Source organism: Pseudomonas sp. GB2N2 (assembly GCF_054897705.1).
The window spans coordinates 2,063,442-2,080,000 of record NZ_CM142701.1; the positions used below are offsets into that span (position 1 = coordinate 2,063,442).

Sequence of the window (16,559 nt, forward strand, 5' to 3'; positions counted from 1 at the left end):
ATGCATTCGGTCTTTTTAACCCTCACACCTCTCATCAGGATTGCCAATGTCCGCAAAGCGTCGTCTTGACTTGCCAGCGATTGAGCGTGCACTGCGTAAGGTGCAGGGTCGCTTCGCCGAGCTCAGCAGGCACTTTACCGAGCCCCGTGATCCCTTGACTGACGAAGTGCTGCGCAATGTGCTTGATGGCTATGCACTGATTGACGACTACGTCGCACGTGGCGTCGACCTTTTCGATCTTCAGCAACTGAATCTGATGCTGGAGATCAACGCCACCGTTCTCTGCGGGCGAGACCCGGCACGCCGCCTGGAATACGCCCAGCACCTTGCGGCTACCGAGGAACACTTTTTCAACAACGTTGAAGGTGGGATAAAGGACTTGTATAACTGGTACTGCGCGTACCGCAGCGAATCCGTCTGGAAGCGTGCGGCCGGTGTCTATGTACGAATCCTCAGCAAGCCGCAATTGTTCATTGAGGGCAATAACCGCACGGGATCGCTCATCGTCAGTTATTTGCTCATGCGCGCAGGGTTGCCTCCGTTCGTGCTGACGCTGGACAACGCCGAGGGTTACTTCAACCCGTCATCCGTCATACGTAACTCAGCCAAGCATGGTGTCAAGGCATTGTACGAATTGCCCAAGATCAAGAAAAAATATGCAGCCTTCCTGGAAGAGCAAGCCCCGGACCCTATGGAATTCTTTGTGAGCGACAAACCAATGCCCGTCTATCAGGGGGGCCATTGATGAGAAGGTATCCAATGCTCGACAAATGCCGTATTTCCAGCAGCCGGGGGTGGCAAGCCATCAAGCGTTCTATCCCGATGGACATGTTCAGGCGTCAACGCGTACGCATTTCGTTTGATATAGATGACACGTTGGCCTGTCAGGCCCATCACTGCGCCGTCGAGCACAGCAGGTTGCCCGCTTTTGTTCATCGTTGGCTGGGTGAGCCATTGCGCAGGGGAACACGCGACCTAACCCGAGAGTTGCGCCGGCAGGGATGCAGCATCTGGGTCTACACGTCATCCGGTCGGACACCGTCTTACATCAGGCGCTGGCTGTTACTGCACGGTATCCACGTTGACGGCGTGGTCAACAGCGTTCGGCATCACCATGCCCTGACGGCGCATGGGCTTTCGAACGCCCCTTCGAAATTTCCACCGGCATTCGATATCGACTTGCATGTCGATGATTCCGAGGGTGTGCAGATTGAAGGCTATGACCACGGTTTTCGCGTCGTGGTCGTGCGTCCGGATGACGCGAGCTGGGCGCAGAGAGTTTTACAGGCAGCCGCTGAAGTTCAGGCACAGCTGGCTCGACAGCAACCGCTCAGGCATAAAAAGCCAGCGCAACAACGCTCAGAAGTTTTTTCCTCCTGAAAGTCGATGCATCAGTGTGTTGCCTCCAACACACTCAAAAGATCAACGAACTGGTTGGTCAGCTTGTGATGCCTGTCGAGGTAAATCAGCGGTTGGCAGCGCTCATGGGATTCACGCATTTTCACTGAACTGCCGAGGTATACCGGAAGTATCGGCAGTCCTTCGCCGATGAGTTCCTCGACCAGATTGCGGTGAAAGCCCGTAGTGCTGACGTAGTGATTGATTACAATCCCTTCAACGATCAGTGAATCATTATGGTCAGCCTGAAGTTCAGCCACGTGTGCCAGGACCTGGTACAACGCCTGGCGAGCGAACGTATCGCAATCAAATGGAATCAACACCGCATCCGCTGCAATGAGTGCGCTGAACGTATAGAAGTTCATCGCCGGCGGCGTATCGATGTAAATCCGGTCGTAGTCTTGGGAAATATCATCCAGCAACCGGCGTAGCTTGTTTATCTTGAACTTCGCCTCAAGCTTGGGTTGCAGATCCGACAGCTCGCCACTGGCAGTGATGAGGTGGAGGTTGTCGTAGGGCGTCTCAACAATATGAGCATGAGCGCGGTTTTTTTTGGCTGCGGACCCTGAAAACAACGTTTGCTTGAAAAAATCCGCAATACCCACCGGGATGTCATTTCCGGTCAGGCCTGTGAGGTAATAAGTGGAGTTGGCCTGGGCATCCAGATCAACAACGAGTGTCCGGTAGCCTTCCATTGCGCTTGCAGCAGCCAGGTTGCACACGATACTCGACTTGCCTACCCCACCCTTTTGATTGAACACAACGCGACGCATCAACACGATTCCTGCGACAAAAAGAATCCAGTGTATCGATGTCCTGTGAATCCACAGCAGCAGCTTGATGAATTTTATATTTCAGTTCCCGTGCGCAATGGCAGCAACGAGTAGTTGTTCTGCTACGCTCTGCGAACCCCCTGACAAGCGAGGACGAAGATGTCTTTTGTCGACAATTTTGTGGCTCAGATCATTTCCCTGGAGGTCTCCCTCTATCACTCGCACGCTCGGCTGCAAGCCAACAGTGACAGCGAAGCGCTGCATGATCTGAGGATTGCAGTGCGCAAAATACGAAGCCTTTTGCGACCACTGCGCAACCTGCCGGAGGTTATCGAATTGAATCAAGCGGCCGCTGAGGTCGGCAGAGCGACCACTCCCACGAGGGATCTGGAAGTCATCGTTGGTGAACTTCGGAAAATGGGGTACCCGCGCCAAGCAGCAAACCGAAGCGCAACCCTGACAGGTCAGTATTGGAAAATCGCTGCGAGCCCGGTGCTCGACACACTATTCGCCGAACTGGATCGATGGCCCGAGATGTTCAGGGCCGCCGAGAGAGCCGGCGAGCTGGTTGATGTAAAAAAACAGATCGAGAAAGCTCTGAAGAAAAGAATCGCCCAACTGATTGCCGGACTTCGGGACACACATTTTGATCGGCATGAGCTGAGGATCATCGTGAAAAACGCGAGATACCTCTCCGAAGCGTTTCCAGCACTGTCACCGCTCAAGGCAAACTCCAGCGCGCAATTGAAGTCGGTGCAAGCGTCGCTTGGCTCATGGCACGATCATCATCAATGGTGCCTGCGGGCCGAGGCGGAACCTGACCTGCTGGAAATTGCACCCTATTGGGAAGTCGCGTCAGAACAGGCGCTGGCGGATGCCGAGTTGAAATTGGCATCGCTGCTGGATCATCTGGAGAAAGACTTGGCGAAATCTACAAACTGATATCAAATCAATTAGAAAGCTTTGATATAGGGCCCATGATGCATTTTTAATGCATCTGCAAAGTGCGCTCCGCAACCTCAACAGCAAAGGGTTTGCAGATCACTCCGCCGTCACAGACCTGTCACTCCCGCCTGCTAGCTTCTCTTCTCTCCCGCACTTCACCCCGAAATAAAGCCTCTACGACAAGGTGCCAGCCAAGGTGTCCTCAACTCCGTCCCGCCAGCAAATCATCCTGCGGTCCAACGACATGTGCAGCGATGACTTCGGCGTGCTGTTCGCGAAAATGTTCGGCAATCGCTATTCCGACACCCCGCCCCTACCCTCGAACATCATCATCGGCGGCGTCTATGGTCGGCACGAGGGGGTTAGTTTTCGCCGCATGCATTATCGTGGCGACTTCTCGGTGGTCGTCCCCGATCCCCAAGACGAAATCACCTTCGTCATTCCTACCGCCGGCAAGATCATCGTCGATCACCTCTGCGAGTCGGTCGGTGTTTCGCAGGTGGGGCTGGCCATCGATAAGGCCGATATTCGTTCGATGCACTTTATAGACAATCATGCGCAGCACGGGATATCGATCAAGCGTGCATTGCTCACTGAACGACTGTCGACGCTGCTGGGAAAGCCAATCATTGAAAGGTTGGTATTCGAGCCGGTGGTTGATTTGAAGGTCTCGATTTTTCAGGGCATCAGGGCACTGATCGATCTGGCCACGGGCGCCGAGTTCGATGTGCTGCTCAACACCGGCACACTGATGCCATCGCGGCTGCGTGAGATGTTGCTGGACGCGGTTCTGGAAGCCTGGCCGCACAATTTCACCCAAGCCCTGCAACGCCCCGCTCCGTTGATTGCGCCACGGCATGTGAAGCGGGCAATTGAGCACATTCAGGCGCACCCCGAGCAGTTGCTCAGCGGCACGGAGCTGGCCCGATTGACCCATGTCAGCCAGCGCGCGCTACAGGACGGTTTTCGGCGATTCGTCGGGAGTTCGATTGTGGCGTACCAGCGCCAGGTGCGGCTGCAGCGCGCCTACGACGCGCTTGGCCAACGCGATTCGCCTTCCGTGACTGACGTGGCATTGCGATTGGGCTTCAGCAATCTCGGCAGGTTTTGCCAGTATTTCCAGAGCGCCTACGGCATCAGCCCAGCGGACCTGAAATCAGGATTGCATACGCGAACCCGACATTAAAGCGCCGGCCGCCGTACGTCGGCGGCCAGAACCCGAAGGGTGTTCTCAAAACAGATAACTGGCCTTCAGCCCGCCGCTGAAGCCGTGGCTGTCCCCGCCACCGCTCGCACCGACTTCGGCACCCACGCTCAGCGCACCAAGATTGGCCATGAGATTGACCCCACCGGTGAACTGATCGCGATTATCGAACGCCGCGCGTTGTTCAATATCCAACCCCAGCAAATGCCCTTCGCTGTCGACTTGATGATCGCCCAGCGTATGTTCGTAGCCCACTTCAATTCCCGGCACCAGCTGCCAGCTCCCCACGCCGACAGGGGCAAATGACACATTGAGGCTGGCCACCGCACTGCGCCGGTTTTCCTGAATGCCGTCGACGTCGAGGGCCAGTTCGCTGCCCTTCTCTTTGAAGCCCGACAAGTCGAGATGGCTGACCCGCGCGCCAAGACTCGGCTCGAGGATCGCCCCGCTGACCGGCACCCGGTAGCCCAACGCCAGCGTCGCGCCGGTGAGGTTGCCATGGCTATTGCCTTTGGCCGTGCCCAAGCCGCCGCCGAGGTCGCGCTTGCTATCGTAATCAAGCCAGCCGGCGCTGGCGTTGGCATCTACGAACAGTCCGTGCTCCAAACCATCCGGGGCGAAACGTGCGCCAATATTGAAGAAGGTCAGGTCGGTGTCGGCCTCGCCGCCCGCACCGCCCACATTGCCGCGACTGTAGCCAATGCCGGCATGGGCGCTGAGCTGTTCGGAGAAGCGCTGGGTCAGACCGACCATCATTCCTTGGCTGTGCTCGTTGCTGCTGGCTGTGCGAGACGAGCCGTCAGTGCCCAGATAGCCCGCGAGCGCGATGCTCCACAAACGGTACTGGCCGACCTTGAGGTCAGTGCCGCTGGCGTAGGGTGAAGCGGCCTGCTCGATCATCGCTTCCTGGCGCAGCAAGTAGCTCGCGGCATCCGCGTGCACCTGGCCACCGACCGTAGACTCACCACCACCGAGGCTGCCGGCGTCGATCGCCGATTGCAGATAATAATTGTAGGCACTGTAGGTGCCGGAAAGACGAGTGTTTTGCAGCTGCTGCAACAGCTGTGCACCGGCGCCAGCGTTACCGATCAGGCCGGCCTGCCCCGGCAGACTGTTGTAGTCGACCATCTTGGCGCGCAGAACATAAAGGGTCTCCTGCGACAGTCCCAAACCTTGCTTGAGGTAATTGTCCATGCTGCCGTATTGCGCGGTGACCTGATCCAGGCCGGCTTGCAGATAGCTGGCCTCGACACCGAGCAAAGGCGCATAGATCGCCGCCATACTCGCCGGCATCGCCGCCAGCGTCGCCTTCATGCGCGCAGCGGTGTAGTCGTTGGTGGCCAGGTAATTACTCATGATGGTGGCGCTGTCGACCCCGGCAATGCTCAGCAACACGGCGGCGGTCCAACCGGTTCGGTCCTTGCCGGCGGTGCAATGGAATAACTGCGCATCGTCGACACTGGCCAGTTCATTGAACAGCCGGGTGAACTGACCGCGCATCCCTGCGTCACTGACAAACGCCCGGTTGGTCTGCTGCATCATCGCGATGGCATCGGCTGCACTTTTGAACGAGACCGTGGTGATGTTCGAACCGGACGTGGTGCTGCCGATGATGTCGATGTTTTCGTAGGTCGCCCCGGTGAGCATCGTGTCGGGCGTGCCAGCAATCTCGCTGGGTGTGCGAAGGTCGTAGACTGCCTTGATGCCCAGGCCATTGAGCGTAGCCAGATCCGCGGCCGACGGGGTCAGCGCGTTGGAACGATAGAACACGCCGCTACGCATCGTGCCATCGTGGGCCGTGGAATACGCAGTGGTCGTACCTGCCAGATCACGGAAATTGTCGATGCTGCGCAGGTGGGGAGTGTCGAGGACGTTAGTCTCGGCGGCTTGAGCGGCGGTGATGGACAACGTCAAAACGGACAACGAACACAGAAGACGTGGGAACACAGTACAGCCTCATTGAACAAGCAGTGGGCTGGCTACTATCTGTGCAGAAGTAATACCGAATATGACAGTTTGCACCCGGCGAAAAATCACGGCGTGATTGGTCCGCTGAGTTCGTTTTTTGTCCGTAGATATAGGTTAGAAAACGGGGACCGTCTGCGCATTAAGTACTACATCAAAGAACGATGTGATCAGCCGACTGGATCGACGCTCGGCCAGGCAGTAGAGAAAGGTTTCGGTGTAGAGCGGATCCCCTTCGATGCGAATCGTGCGAATACGCGGATCAGGGATGAACTCCGCTTCGGACACCACCCCCAGACCGATACCACGCACGACGGCTTCACGCAGTGCTTCGCGGCTGCCGATTTCCATGGCGATGCGTGGCACAACTTGCGCCGCCATCAACGCCTGTTCCAGGACCAATCGAGTGGTGGAGCCGGGCTCTCGTTGCAGCAACCGCTGCCCCTCCAGCTCCTCAAGTCGTACAGAATCGCGCTCTGCGAAAGGATGATCATGATGGGCAAACAGGATGATGGCGTGCCGCGCGTAGTGCACGGCACAGAGTCCAGGATCATCGTGACGTCCGGCAAGTACCGCGATGTCCGTTACATAACTTTCAAGATCGGCCAGGACCTGCGCCGAGTTGCCAACCCGTATCGAAACGTCGATGCGCGGATGCTGCTGAAGGTAGTTGTCGACCATCTCGATCACATGAAAGGGCCCCACCGCCCCTAGCTTGAGCTGGCCACTGTCAAGCCGGCCGGAGTCGCGCAACAGGTTGTGCGCATCCAGATCCAGGGCAGCCATCGCTTGGGCAATGGGTAGCAATTGACGACCGACATCGGATAACTCAATGCGCCGCCCGCGCCGGTGAAACAGCTCGAGGTTGTACTGCCGCTCCAGGCCCTGAACCTGGGTCGTCAGCGTGGGCTGGCTGAGCCCCAAGGCGCGCGCACCGGCACTGAAACTCCCGTGGCGTGCCACTGCGAGAAACGCACGCATCTTGGCGGTCGACATCCATAGACTCCATCAATAGTTATCTGCTTAAACCCATATTGAATTGATCGTATGACTGTCACGTGACATTTCTAGCCTTGAGGCAACTCCAACCACCTCCTGGAATGCCATGAACAACTTCTCCAGATTCCTGCGTGTCGCCGCCTTTGCCTGCCTCTCGATCAGCGCTGCCAGCGAAGCGGCGGCGAACGAAAAACTGAGAATTGGCCTGATTCCGTCAGAAGACTCTCAGGCAATGATCGAGTCCAGCAAGCAGGTGCTCAGCAAGCTCGAAAGCACACTGGGCATGCCTGTCGAACCTTTTGTCGCGACCGACTACAACGGCATTATCGAAGCCCTGCGGGCAGGCAAGCTGGACGTGGCCTATCTCGGCCCCTTCTCCTATGTGCTGGCGACGTCGGTAGCGGATGTCGAAGCCTTCGCGGTAGCCGTCACCAAAAAAACCGGTCAAAGCGCCTACAAGAGTGTGATCCTCGCTCGCAAGGACAGCGGCATTCGTCAATTGTCCGATCTCAAGGGTCACACCTTCGCCTTCGTCGACCCCAGCTCAGCCTCTGGACATCTGTTCCCCAAGGCCGGGCTGGAACAGGCCGGCTTCGATCCGGGAACGCTATTTTCGCGAGTGATCTTCTCCGGTTCGCATGACGCCAGCATCCTCGCGGTAGCCAACCAGAAGGTGGATGCCGCCGCAGTCGCCGACCGTATTCTGGCCAACGCCGTGGCCAGGGGCCTGGTGAAGCAGGATGACTTCGAGGTGGTGTGGAGTTCTCGCCCGATTCCGGAGTCACCGATGGTCTGGCGTAAAAACCTCGACCCGGCACTCAAGCAAAAAGTCGCTGCCGCCCTGGCTTCGATCAAGGATGTGCCTTGGGGAGATCAGGGCCAGCTGGATGGCTTCCAATCCACTACCGATGCCGCTTATGACGTCGTACGCGATACCGCCAAGGTGCTCGATCTCGATTTGCGGAGGCTGAAATGATCAGCATCCGGCAACTAACCAAGCACTACGGCGCCAACCCGGTGTTGCGCGGGATTGACCTGGAGGTTTCGGCGGGAGAATTCGTGGTGGTGCTCGGCCAGTCCGGCGCGGGCAAATCCACGTTGTTGCGCTGTGTCAACCGACTGGTCCGGGCCGATGCAGGAACGCTTACCGTGGCGGGCATTGATGCACTTGCCTGCCACGACACCAGCGTCCTGCGACGTCAGGCGGCGATGATTTTCCAGCACCACAACGTCGTGCCGCGGCTCAGCGTCCTCAAAAATGTACTCACCGGATGCCTGGGCAATGTTTCAACCTTCACCTCAATCTTGCAGTTGTTTCGTCGCGAGGACGTGGCGTTGGCGATGCAGTGCCTGGAGCGCGTAGAGCTTGCCCATAAAGCCGGGGAACGGACCGATGCGCTTTCCGGTGGACAAATGCAACGCGTGGGCATTGCTCGCGCCTTGGCGCAACGGCCGAAGGTGATCCTGGCGGACGAACCGGTGGCCAGTCTCGACCCCAAGACTGCACGCCTGGTGCTGCAATACCTGCGCGACGCCACGCGTGAGTTGGGCATTACGGTGTTGTGCAACCTGCATCAGGTTGATTACGCCCGTGAGTTCGGCGATCGAATTGTCGGCCTGGCCCACGGAAGGCTGGTGTACGACGGTGACGCGGCAAGCATGACCGAGGCCGATTTGCAGCGCATTTATCCCGGCCAGGCGACGGAAGCGCAGATCGCGCCACCGACAGCGTTCGAGCCTATGGCCCACGCCACGCAATTGAGGGTTTGAGCATGAAACAACAAAGCTATCTGTGGACCGTGAACTTGCCCCGCGGAACGCGTGGCTGGCTGTCCACCAGCGCGATGGTGCTGGCTGTCATTCTGACGCTGCACTGGAGCGCTTCGGGCGCACAGCTAAGCGTGGGAGAACTGGCCGCGGGCCTGCCGCAAATCGGCGATTTCCTGGCACGCACCGTGCCACCGGATCTCAGCATTCTCCCCCGGTTGCTGGCTCCCGCCGTCGAAACCTTGCAAATCGCCATCTGGGGAACATTGCTTGGCGTAGTGTTGGCTGTCCCGCTGTCATTTCTGGCGGCACGTAACCTGAGCAAAAACCGCTGGGTTTTCCACGCAACCCGGCAGTTCCTCAATTTCACCCGCAGCATCAATGAACTGATCCTGGCGCTGATATTTGTCTCGGCGGTTGGTCTGGGCCCCTTCCCCGGGGTGCTGGCGTTGGCACTGCATGGCTTGGGCATGCTTGGAAAATTTTTTGCAGAGAGCATCGAGGAGATCGACCAAGGCCCGATCGATGCGCTCCGGGCTACCGGCGCACGGCCCTTGCAAGTCATCGTATTTGGAGTCTTGCCGCAGGTCATCACGGCCTGGATTGCGGTGGTGCTCTACCGCTTCGAAGTCAATCTGCGCTCGGCCACCGTACTCGGCATGGTGGGCGCCGGCGGACTTGGTTTTGAGCTGGTGAGTAGCCTCAAGCTTTTCAAGTATCAGGAGACTGCCACTTGCATCATCGTCATTACCTTCATGGTGATCGTCGCCGACGCGGTGTCGGGCAGACTGCGCAACGCGATCCAGCGTGGCGCTCATGACTGAATACCGCACAAGCTATCACTCACGCTGCATCAGGTATCGGTTCAGCCGATTGAAGCCTGCGAATTATCGATTTGAGCTGTTGTTGAAGGCGCCCGAGTATGGGGTCACTTCCAACAACAAAAACAAAGGACCCGCCATGACTGCCCGATTCCACAATCCTGTTGATACACGTTTCGGCTGGGGCAGCCTTCACGAGCTTGCCGACATCACTGAAAACCAGAAAGTCGCCCTTGTGACCTTTCCCGAAGCGCGTGGACTGGGATTGGTCGATCGCATTCAAGACCTGCTGGGCGACCGCCTGGTGTATGTGATCGAGGATGTCCAGCCCAATCCTGATGTGGCCCAGCTACGTGATACCTATGAACGTTTCTGGCAGCAAGCCGGCGAATGCCACGCGGTCATTGCAGTGGGTGGCGGCAGTGTCATCGATACCGCCAAGGCGTTGATCGTCGGTACTGAATCGGGGCACTTCGATGAATTGCTCGCGTTGCTGGCAACGGGTAAACCTTTCGTCCCGGCGCGCAGAAAAATACTGATCGCGGCGCCCACTACGGCCGGCACCGGGAGCGAGGTGACGCCTTGGGCGACGATCTGGGACTCGGCCAGCCTCAAAAAATATTCGCTGCACCTTGAATGCACCTGGCCCAAGGTCGCCATCGTCGACCCGGAGTTGATGCTGACCGTTCCCGGAGGCGTCACCGTCTCCACAGGGCTGGATGCCTTGTCGCATGCATTGGAGTCGGTCTGGAACATCAATGCCAATCCGGTTTCGGACACCTTCGCCATCTCCGCCATTGCGGACATTCTGGAATGCCTGCCGCTACTGCATCGGGACCTGTCCAACACGGAATTGCGTTCACGCATGGCATTGGCCGCGCTCAAGGCCGGGTTGGCATTTTCCAATACCAAAACTGCCCTCGCCCACTCCATCTCCTATGAAATGACCCTGCACTACGGCCTGCCGCATGGTATCGCCTGCTCCTTCACCTTGCCGCTGGTGCTGGGCCTGGCTTGGGGTCATGACGCCGCAAGGGACCGTACCCTGCAACGAATTTTCGGCAACGATCTGGACAAAGCCCAAGCTCAGCTGCGTGAATTCCTGCACAGCCTGGACGTGAAAACGGAATTTTCCGACTACGGCGTAACGACCTCCCAAGCCGAGCAAATGATTAATTTCGCCATGCAGGGCGCCAGGGGCAAAAACTTCATCGGATCTCTGGCTGCGTAGAGCCTGCCAATACCAAACAAGCACTGTCGGCGGCATGACGAGCCGCGACGATTTCCTGCTGCACCCTCAAAAGAGTGCACCCGCCGTCGCCAATCGGTGGGACCGAACAATAATAAGGAAAAGATCATGAATCGTGCCCAAACCATGCCTGCTCTGGCCGAACACACCGCCTCATTCCGAGTCGCTCAATGGCGCATGTTGCTGGCGGCGATGTTCTGTTATTTGTTTTTCTACACGGGCCGACAAACCTTCGGTTTCGCCATTCCTGGGATCCAGGCCGAGTTCGGTTTTACTAAGGAACACCTTGGGTGGGCATCGGCCGCCATGCTCTGGGCCTATGCCATCGGTCAGGCAATCAACGGTAACTTTGCCGATAAGTTCGGTGGCCGCCGCATCATGACCGCCGGTGCGGTGTTGTCCTGCGCCGCCAACTGGGTGACCAGCTTCGCCGGCAGTTTTGCCGCGCTGATCCTGCCTTGGGGCATCAACGGTTATTTCCAGGCTTTGGGTTGGGCGCCGGGCAGTCGGCTGATCTCCAACTGGTGGAGCGCCGGCGAGCGCGGCAAGGTGTACGGCTTATACGTGTTCGCCGCCGGTTGCGCCTCGGTCCTGTCTTACGTGACATCGATTGTGGTGCTTGAGGTGATGCATCTGGAGTGGCGCTGGATCTTCCGTTTGCCGGTGCTGCTGATGCTGGCGGGCGGGATCATCTTCTATTTGGTGGCACGCGAACGCCCGCAGGACCTTGGTTTTGAATCGCTCGCCGATACCGGCGTTGCCAACGCCAACGACAAAAATCATGAAGTTGCACACGGCGAGGTCGAAACTTCTGCGCAACGCTATAAAGCGGTCCTGAAAAACTTCCGCTTGATCATTGCCGCCGTGTCCCTGGGCTTTCAGAACGCGGCTCGCTATGGCTTGATCGTCTGGGTGCCCGTGCACTTTCTGGGTGCCAACTGGAAAAGCGGCGACAGCCTGGTCGATCCGAAGTGGATCACCGTTGCCCTGCCCGTAGGCATGGCCATCGGCGCGCTCAGTAATGGCTGGATTTCCGACAAACTGTTCGGTTCCAAACGCTACTTGGCGATCATGCTCTACATGGTCCTGGGTGCAGCCACCAGCCTGTGGATGTGGACCCTTGCGCCGCACAGTGCCACGGGGCTCATCGCGTTATTTCTTTGCGGATTCTTTGTTTACGGCCCGGCGTCGAGTTTCTGGGCGCTCTGCCCCGACCTGGTCGGAGCCAAGCGCGCCGGCACCGCAACCGGCGTCATGAACTTCTCGTCTTATCTGTTTGCGGGCCTGGCGGAACCGCTGATCGGCAGTATGCTCGACAGCACCGGCAATACCTCGTTGATCTTCATCGTGGTAACGACCGCGTGCCTTTGCAGCGCGGTGGTGGCGTTGTTCATCAGGCGTTGAACGCACGATGCACAGGCTTGAAGTGAAGATGACGTCTCAGGAACAGGATTTTGTATGTACCAATACCACAAGTGGCTACGTTCCTTTCATGCGGTAGCGAAGACCGGCAGCTTCACACTCGCCGCCGAGTACCTGAGCGTCGGTCAGCCGACCGTGAGCGAACAAGTCAACGCCCTGGAAAAGAAGTTTTCTGTGGAACTGTTCCACCGTCGCGGTCGTTTTATCGAGATGAGTTCTGCGGGACACAAGCTCTATGCGATCACTCAGGGCCTGTTCGGCCAAGAGGATGAAGCCGTGCAACTTCTGCACAGTTTCAAGCAACGCAAGACGGGTATGTTGCGCTTGGGCGCGGTGTCCCCGCCTATCGCGATGAACCTGACGTACGAATTGATGCAGCGGCACCCGGACATCGAACTGGAGACTTCGTTTTCTCCTGAAAAGGAGACGCTGGACCGGCTGTTCAACTTCGACATTGATGTAGCAATTTTGGCGCTGTCCGAATTCGACCAGCGTTTTGATACGCAGCTCTACCGACGCTATCCGATTATTGCCGTGGTCCGCGACGACCATCCCTGGGCCAGTCAGAAAGAAGTCCACGTTGAACAAATCAGCCGTGAGAGGTGGGTGCTTCGAGAAAAAAGCTCACGCACCCGCCAGCTGGTGGAAGAAAGCTGCAAGCGTCTCGACGTGTCGCTTAACTGTGTCATGCAGTTGAACAGCCGCGAAGCCATCGTCCACGCCATCGCCAAGGGCATCGGGATTGGTTTTGTCTCTGCGGTCGAGTACGCCGAAACCCCAGGCACGAGACCGATCACGTTTGTAAGTCACCCGTTTTCCATCGACTACCACTTGTGCTGCCTCGGTATTCGGCGAAACCGGCCGATGATCGCGGAGTTGTTCGACTCAAGCCCGACGCCCGCTATTTGATTCTGTAACGCATTTTAACAATCGATAGACCTACTTCTCTTGAATGAGAGGGACGGTCTCCCCCTACCCAAAAGTGGAGATTCACCATGCACTATCAACAACCTGCTCAACTGCAAGCCGTGGTCCTGGACTGGGCCGGCACCGTCGTTGATTTCGGCTCCTTCGCCCCTACGCAAATTTTCGTCGAGGCCTTCGCCGAGTTCGGCGTGGCGGTTTCGCTGGAGGAAGCGCGCGGTCCCATGGGCATGGGTAAGTGGGACCACATTCGCACACTATGCAACCAGCCGCAGATAGCCGAACGTTATCGTGCGGTGTTTGATCGCTTACCGACCGATGAGGACGTCACAGCGCTTTATGAGCGTTTCATGCCGCTGCAAATCGAGAAAATTGCGCTGCACTCAGCGCTGATTCCTGGCGCCCTGGACGCCATCGAGGCGCTGCGCGACCAAGGTTTGAAAATCGGTTCGTGTTCGGGTTATCCAGCCGTCGTCATGGCAAAAGTAGTGGAACTCGCGCGCCACAATGGCTACGTCGCCGACCAGGTGGTAGCGACCGACGAAGTGCCCAATGGCCGCCCGCATCCGGCGCAGGCCTTGGCCAATGTGATCGCGCTGGGGATCAGCGATGTCGCCGCGTGCGTCAAGGTCGATGACACCTGGCCCGGTATCCTCGAAGGGCGTAGCGCCGGCATGTGGACCGTTGCGCTGACGTGTTCCGGCAACGCCCTTGGCTTGACCTACGATCAATACAAGGCGCTGCCCTCCGACAAACTGGCAGAAGAACGCGCCCGCATCATCAAGATGTTTGAAGGCTCTCGCCCGCACTACCTGATCGACACCATCGTCGACTTGCCTGCCATCGTCGAGGAGATCAATGCACGCTTGGCGCGCGGTGAAACGCCGCAAGGCTGCTGACTCCGCCAACCTGCTGATGACCCGCCGCCTCAGTCGATAAAATCGAGCAGGCCCGACACCGAGAAACGCAGGCCAAAACCGACGCGCACTGCGGTGTCGATATCTTCCGCGCTGGCCACGCCGTCCTCGACCACCCGCGCGGCTTCGTTCTTCAGCTTTATGTCGGTGTGCAAACCTGGCGCGGTGGCGTTGATCGAAGAATCGTCCCCAGGCGATGGCATGATTTGCCGGGATGGCGAAGGCGCTCGACCACGTGAGGTGATCCAGCAGCAGGTTGTATCGCTGATCGACGAGTTTCTGGTGCAGTCAGTTCGATCATTCAGCTCAGATGGGGATAATCCGCGATAGATACTTTCCTGCGGGCAAAACAAAACCCCAACTGCTTTCGCAATTGGGGTTTCGGAATTTAATCTTGACGATGACCTACTCTCACATGGGGAAACCCCACACTACCATCGGCGATGCATCGTTTCACTGCTGAGTTCGGGATGGGATCAGGTGGTTCCAATGCTCTATGGTCGTCAAGAAATTCGGGTACTGAGTCGTGACCAGTTGGCCTCGCTTCAGCAAATTGGGTATGTGATAGCTTTCGGTGTTTTTGCGAGATCGAACTTTCGGTTCGTTTCGTCTTCACACACCGCAATCTGGTGCTCGTTAGAGCAAGCAAATTGCTTGGGTGTTATATGGTCAAGCCTCACGGGCAATTAGTATTGGTTAGCTCAACGCCTCACAGCGCTTACACACCCAACCTATCAACGTCGTAGTCTTCGACGGCCCTTCAGGGGACTCAAGGTCCCAGTGAGATCTCATCTTGAGGCTAGTTTCCCGCTTAGATGCTTTCAGCGGTTATCTATTCCGAACATAGCTACCCGGCAATGCCACTGGCGTGACAACCGGAACACCAGAGGTTCGTCCACTCCGGTCCTCTCGTACTAGGAGCAGCCCCTCTCAAATCTCAAACGTCCACGGCAGATAGGGACCGAACTGTCTCACGACGTTCTAAACCCAGCTCGCGTACCACTTTAAATGGCGAACAGCCATACCCTTGGGACCGGCTTCAGCCCCAGGATGTGATGAGCCGACATCGAGGTGCCAAACACCGCCGTCGATATGAACTCTTGGGCGGTATCAGCCTGTTATCCCCGGAGTACCTTTTATCCGTTGAGCGATGGCCCTTCCATACAGAACCACCGGATCACTAAGACCTACTTTCGTACCTGCTCGACGTGTCTGTCTCGCAGTCAAGCGCGCTTTTGCCTTTATACTCTACGACCGATTTCCGACCGGTCTGAGCGCACCTTCGTACTCCTCCGTTACTCTTTAGGAGGAGACCGCCCCAGTCAAACTACCCACCATACACTGTCCTCGATCCGGATAACGGACCTGAGTTAGAACCTCAAAGTTGCCAGGGTGGTATTTCAAGGTTGGCTCCACGCGAACTGGCGTCCACGCTTCAAAGCCTCCCACCTATCCTACACAAGCAAATTCAAAGTCCAGTGCAAAGCTATAGTAAAGGTTCACGGGGTCTTTCCGTCTAGCCGCGGATACACTGCATCTTCACAGCGATTTCAATTTCACTGAGTCTCGGGTGGAGACAGCGCCGCCATCGTTACGCCATTCGTGCAGGTCGGAACTTACCCGACAAGGAATTTCGCTACCTTAGGACCGTTATAGTTACGGCCGCCGTTTACCGGGGCTTCGATCAAGAGCTTCGCGTTAGCTAACCCCATCAATTAACCTTCCGGCACCGGGCAGGCGTCACACCCTATACGTCCACTTTCGTGTTTGCAGAGTGCTGTGTTTTTAATAAACAGTCGCAGCGGCCTGGTATCTTCGACCGGCATGAGCTTACGGAGCAAGTCCTTCACCCTCACCGGCGCACCTTCTCCCGAAGTTACGGTGCCATTTTGCCTAGTTCCTTCACCCGAGTTCTCTCAAGCGCCTTGGTATTCTCTACCCAACCACCTGTGTCGGTTTGGGGTACGGTTCCTGGTTACCTGAAGCTTAGAAGCTTTTCTTGGAAGCATGGCATCAACCACTTCGTCACCCAAAGGGTAACTCGTCATCAGCTCTCGGCCTTAGACTCCCGGATTTACCTAAGAGTCCAGCCTACCACCTTAAACTTGGACAACCAACGCCAAGCTGGCCTAGCCTTCTCCGTCCCTCCATCGCAATAACCAGAAGTACAGGAAT

The 16,559-nt window shown here is 57.3% G+C and carries 15 protein-coding genes and 2 rRNA genes (1 of these 17 only partly in view); 11 read left to right on the top strand and 6 right to left on the bottom strand.

Annotated features, from left to right (window positions below; translation table 11 throughout):
• Positions 1-46 precede the first annotated feature (46 nt).
• Together ACYZT4_RS09330 and ACYZT4_RS09335 are read left to right on the top strand one after the other, a co-directional pair.
• Positions 47-745 (top strand): hypothetical protein, encoded by a 699-nt coding sequence (locus tag ACYZT4_RS09330; RefSeq protein WP_461987176.1) that lies wholly within the window; start codon positions 47-49, stop codon positions 743-745.
• Positions 745-1,380 (top strand): hypothetical protein, encoded by a 636-nt coding sequence (locus tag ACYZT4_RS09335; RefSeq protein ID WP_461987178.1) that lies wholly within the window; start codon positions 745-747, stop codon positions 1,378-1,380. The genes ACYZT4_RS09330 and ACYZT4_RS09335 overlap by 1 nt, the downstream gene beginning before the upstream one ends.
• An 11-nt stretch (positions 1,381-1,391) precedes the next feature.
• Here the strand turns inward: ACYZT4_RS09335 and ACYZT4_RS09340 are convergent, their stop codons facing one another.
• Positions 1,392-2,171, bottom strand: a complete 780-nt coding sequence (locus ACYZT4_RS09340; RefSeq protein WP_461987180.1) for a ParA family protein — start codon at positions 2,169-2,171, stop codon at positions 1,392-1,394.
• A gap of 159 nt (positions 2,172-2,330) precedes the next feature.
• Here ACYZT4_RS09340 and ACYZT4_RS09345 point away from each other — a divergent pair, with 159 nt between their 5' ends.
• Positions 2,331-3,113, top strand: coding sequence for a CHAD domain-containing protein (locus tag ACYZT4_RS09345; RefSeq protein ID WP_461987182.1), 783 nt, complete (start codon positions 2,331-2,333; stop codon positions 3,111-3,113).
• A gap of 247 nt (positions 3,114-3,360) precedes the next feature.
• Positions 3,361-4,302 (top strand): AraC family transcriptional regulator, encoded by a 942-nt coding sequence (locus ACYZT4_RS09350; protein WP_461988618.1) that lies wholly within the window; start codon positions 3,361-3,363, stop codon positions 4,300-4,302.
• A gap of 45 nt (positions 4,303-4,347) precedes the next feature.
• Here ACYZT4_RS09350 and ACYZT4_RS09355 read toward each other — a convergent pair whose 3' ends face one another.
• Together ACYZT4_RS09355 and ACYZT4_RS09360 are read right to left on the bottom strand one after the other, a co-directional pair.
• Positions 4,348-6,267, bottom strand: coding sequence for a tyrosine-protein phosphatase (locus ACYZT4_RS09355; protein ID WP_461987184.1), 1,920 nt, complete (start codon positions 6,265-6,267; stop codon positions 4,348-4,350).
• Between the two features lie 135 nt (positions 6,268-6,402).
• Complete coding sequence (locus ACYZT4_RS09360) at positions 6,403-7,281, bottom strand: LysR substrate-binding domain-containing protein (RefSeq protein WP_461987186.1); 879 nt, start codon at positions 7,279-7,281, stop codon at positions 6,403-6,405.
• Between the two features lie 109 nt (positions 7,282-7,390).
• Here ACYZT4_RS09360 and phnD point away from each other — a divergent pair, with 109 nt between their 5' ends.
• The 7 genes from phnD (at position 7,391) to phnX (ending at position 14,366) form a co-directional block, all read left to right on the top strand.
• Positions 7,391-8,260: a phosphonate ABC transporter substrate-binding protein gene (phnD, locus tag ACYZT4_RS09365; protein WP_461987188.1), complete on the top strand. Its 870-nt coding sequence runs from the start codon at positions 7,391-7,393 to the stop codon at positions 8,258-8,260.
• A complete protein-coding gene (gene phnC / locus ACYZT4_RS09370; RefSeq protein ID WP_461987189.1) occupies positions 8,257-9,054 on the top strand; it encodes a phosphonate ABC transporter ATP-binding protein in 798 nt (265 codons plus the stop codon). The genes phnD and phnC overlap by 4 nt, the downstream gene beginning before the upstream one ends.
• A 2-nt stretch (positions 9,055-9,056) precedes the next feature.
• Positions 9,057-9,875, top strand: a complete 819-nt coding sequence (gene phnE, locus ACYZT4_RS09375; RefSeq protein WP_461987191.1) for a phosphonate ABC transporter, permease protein PhnE — start codon at positions 9,057-9,059, stop codon at positions 9,873-9,875.
• Between the two features lie 136 nt (positions 9,876-10,011).
• Complete coding sequence (gene psrA / locus ACYZT4_RS09380; RefSeq protein WP_461988620.1) at positions 10,012-11,103, top strand: iron-containing alcohol dehydrogenase PsrA; 1,092 nt, start codon at positions 10,012-10,014, stop codon at positions 11,101-11,103.
• A 126-nt stretch (positions 11,104-11,229) separates the two neighbouring features.
• Positions 11,230-12,525 (top strand): MFS transporter, encoded by a 1,296-nt coding sequence (locus tag ACYZT4_RS09385; RefSeq protein WP_461987192.1) that lies wholly within the window; start codon positions 11,230-11,232, stop codon positions 12,523-12,525.
• A gap of 54 nt (positions 12,526-12,579) precedes the next feature.
• Positions 12,580-13,452: a LysR substrate-binding domain-containing protein gene (locus ACYZT4_RS09390; protein ID WP_461987194.1), complete on the top strand. Its 873-nt coding sequence runs from the start codon at positions 12,580-12,582 to the stop codon at positions 13,450-13,452.
• Between the two features lie 86 nt (positions 13,453-13,538).
• Positions 13,539-14,366 carry a phosphonoacetaldehyde hydrolase gene (phnX, locus tag ACYZT4_RS09395; RefSeq protein WP_461987196.1) on the top strand — a complete coding sequence of 276 codons (828 nt, stop codon included), beginning with the start codon at positions 13,539-13,541 and terminating at the stop codon, positions 14,364-14,366.
• A 29-nt stretch (positions 14,367-14,395) separates the two neighbouring features.
• Here the strand turns inward: phnX and ACYZT4_RS09400 are convergent, their stop codons facing one another.
• The 3 genes from ACYZT4_RS09400 to ACYZT4_RS09410 all read right to left on the bottom strand — a co-directional run.
• Positions 14,396-14,587 (bottom strand): 3-hydroxyacyl-CoA dehydrogenase family protein, encoded by a 192-nt coding sequence (locus ACYZT4_RS09400; protein WP_461987198.1) that lies wholly within the window; start codon positions 14,585-14,587, stop codon positions 14,396-14,398.
• Positions 14,588-14,776: 189 nt separating this feature from the next.
• Positions 14,777-14,892: ribosomal RNA gene (rrf, locus tag ACYZT4_RS09405) — 5S ribosomal RNA — on the bottom strand.
• A 157-nt stretch (positions 14,893-15,049) separates the two neighbouring features.
• A 23S ribosomal RNA gene (locus ACYZT4_RS09410) occupies positions 15,050-16,559 on the bottom strand; it runs 1,382 nt beyond the window's last position.

What these genes read in the sequence shown, in the direction of transcription:
- ACYZT4_RS09330 (WP_461987176.1), top strand. Translation starts at nt 47, where the DNA reads ATGTCCGCAAAGCGTCGTCTTGACTTGCCAGCGATTGAGCGTGCACTG.
- ACYZT4_RS09335 (WP_461987178.1), top strand. Translation starts at nt 745, where the DNA reads ATGAGAAGGTATCCAATGCTCGACAAATGCCGTATTTCCAGCAGCCGG.
- ACYZT4_RS09340 (WP_461987180.1), bottom strand. Translation starts at nt 2,171, where the DNA reads ATGCGTCGCGTTGTGTTCAATCAAAAGGGTGGGGTAGGCAAGTCGAGT.
- ACYZT4_RS09345 (WP_461987182.1), top strand. Translation starts at nt 2,331, where the DNA reads ATGTCTTTTGTCGACAATTTTGTGGCTCAGATCATTTCCCTGGAGGTC.
- ACYZT4_RS09350 (WP_461988618.1), top strand. Translation starts at nt 3,361, where the DNA reads ATGTGCAGCGATGACTTCGGCGTGCTGTTCGCGAAAATGTTCGGCAAT.
- ACYZT4_RS09360 (WP_461987186.1), bottom strand. Translation starts at nt 7,281, where the DNA reads ATGTCGACCGCCAAGATGCGTGCGTTTCTCGCAGTGGCACGCCACGGG.
- phnD (WP_461987188.1), top strand. Translation starts at nt 7,391, where the DNA reads ATGAACAACTTCTCCAGATTCCTGCGTGTCGCCGCCTTTGCCTGCCTC.
- phnC (WP_461987189.1), top strand. Translation starts at nt 8,257, where the DNA reads ATGATCAGCATCCGGCAACTAACCAAGCACTACGGCGCCAACCCGGTG.
- phnE (WP_461987191.1), top strand. Translation starts at nt 9,057, where the DNA reads ATGAAACAACAAAGCTATCTGTGGACCGTGAACTTGCCCCGCGGAACG.
- psrA (WP_461988620.1), top strand. Translation starts at nt 10,012, where the DNA reads ATGACTGCCCGATTCCACAATCCTGTTGATACACGTTTCGGCTGGGGC.
- ACYZT4_RS09385 (WP_461987192.1), top strand. Translation starts at nt 11,230, where the DNA reads ATGAATCGTGCCCAAACCATGCCTGCTCTGGCCGAACACACCGCCTCA.
- ACYZT4_RS09390 (WP_461987194.1), top strand. Translation starts at nt 12,580, where the DNA reads ATGTACCAATACCACAAGTGGCTACGTTCCTTTCATGCGGTAGCGAAG.
- phnX (WP_461987196.1), top strand. Translation starts at nt 13,539, where the DNA reads ATGCACTATCAACAACCTGCTCAACTGCAAGCCGTGGTCCTGGACTGG.
- ACYZT4_RS09400 (WP_461987198.1), bottom strand. Translation starts at nt 14,587, where the DNA reads ATGCCATCGCCTGGGGACGATTCTTCGATCAACGCCACCGCGCCAGGT.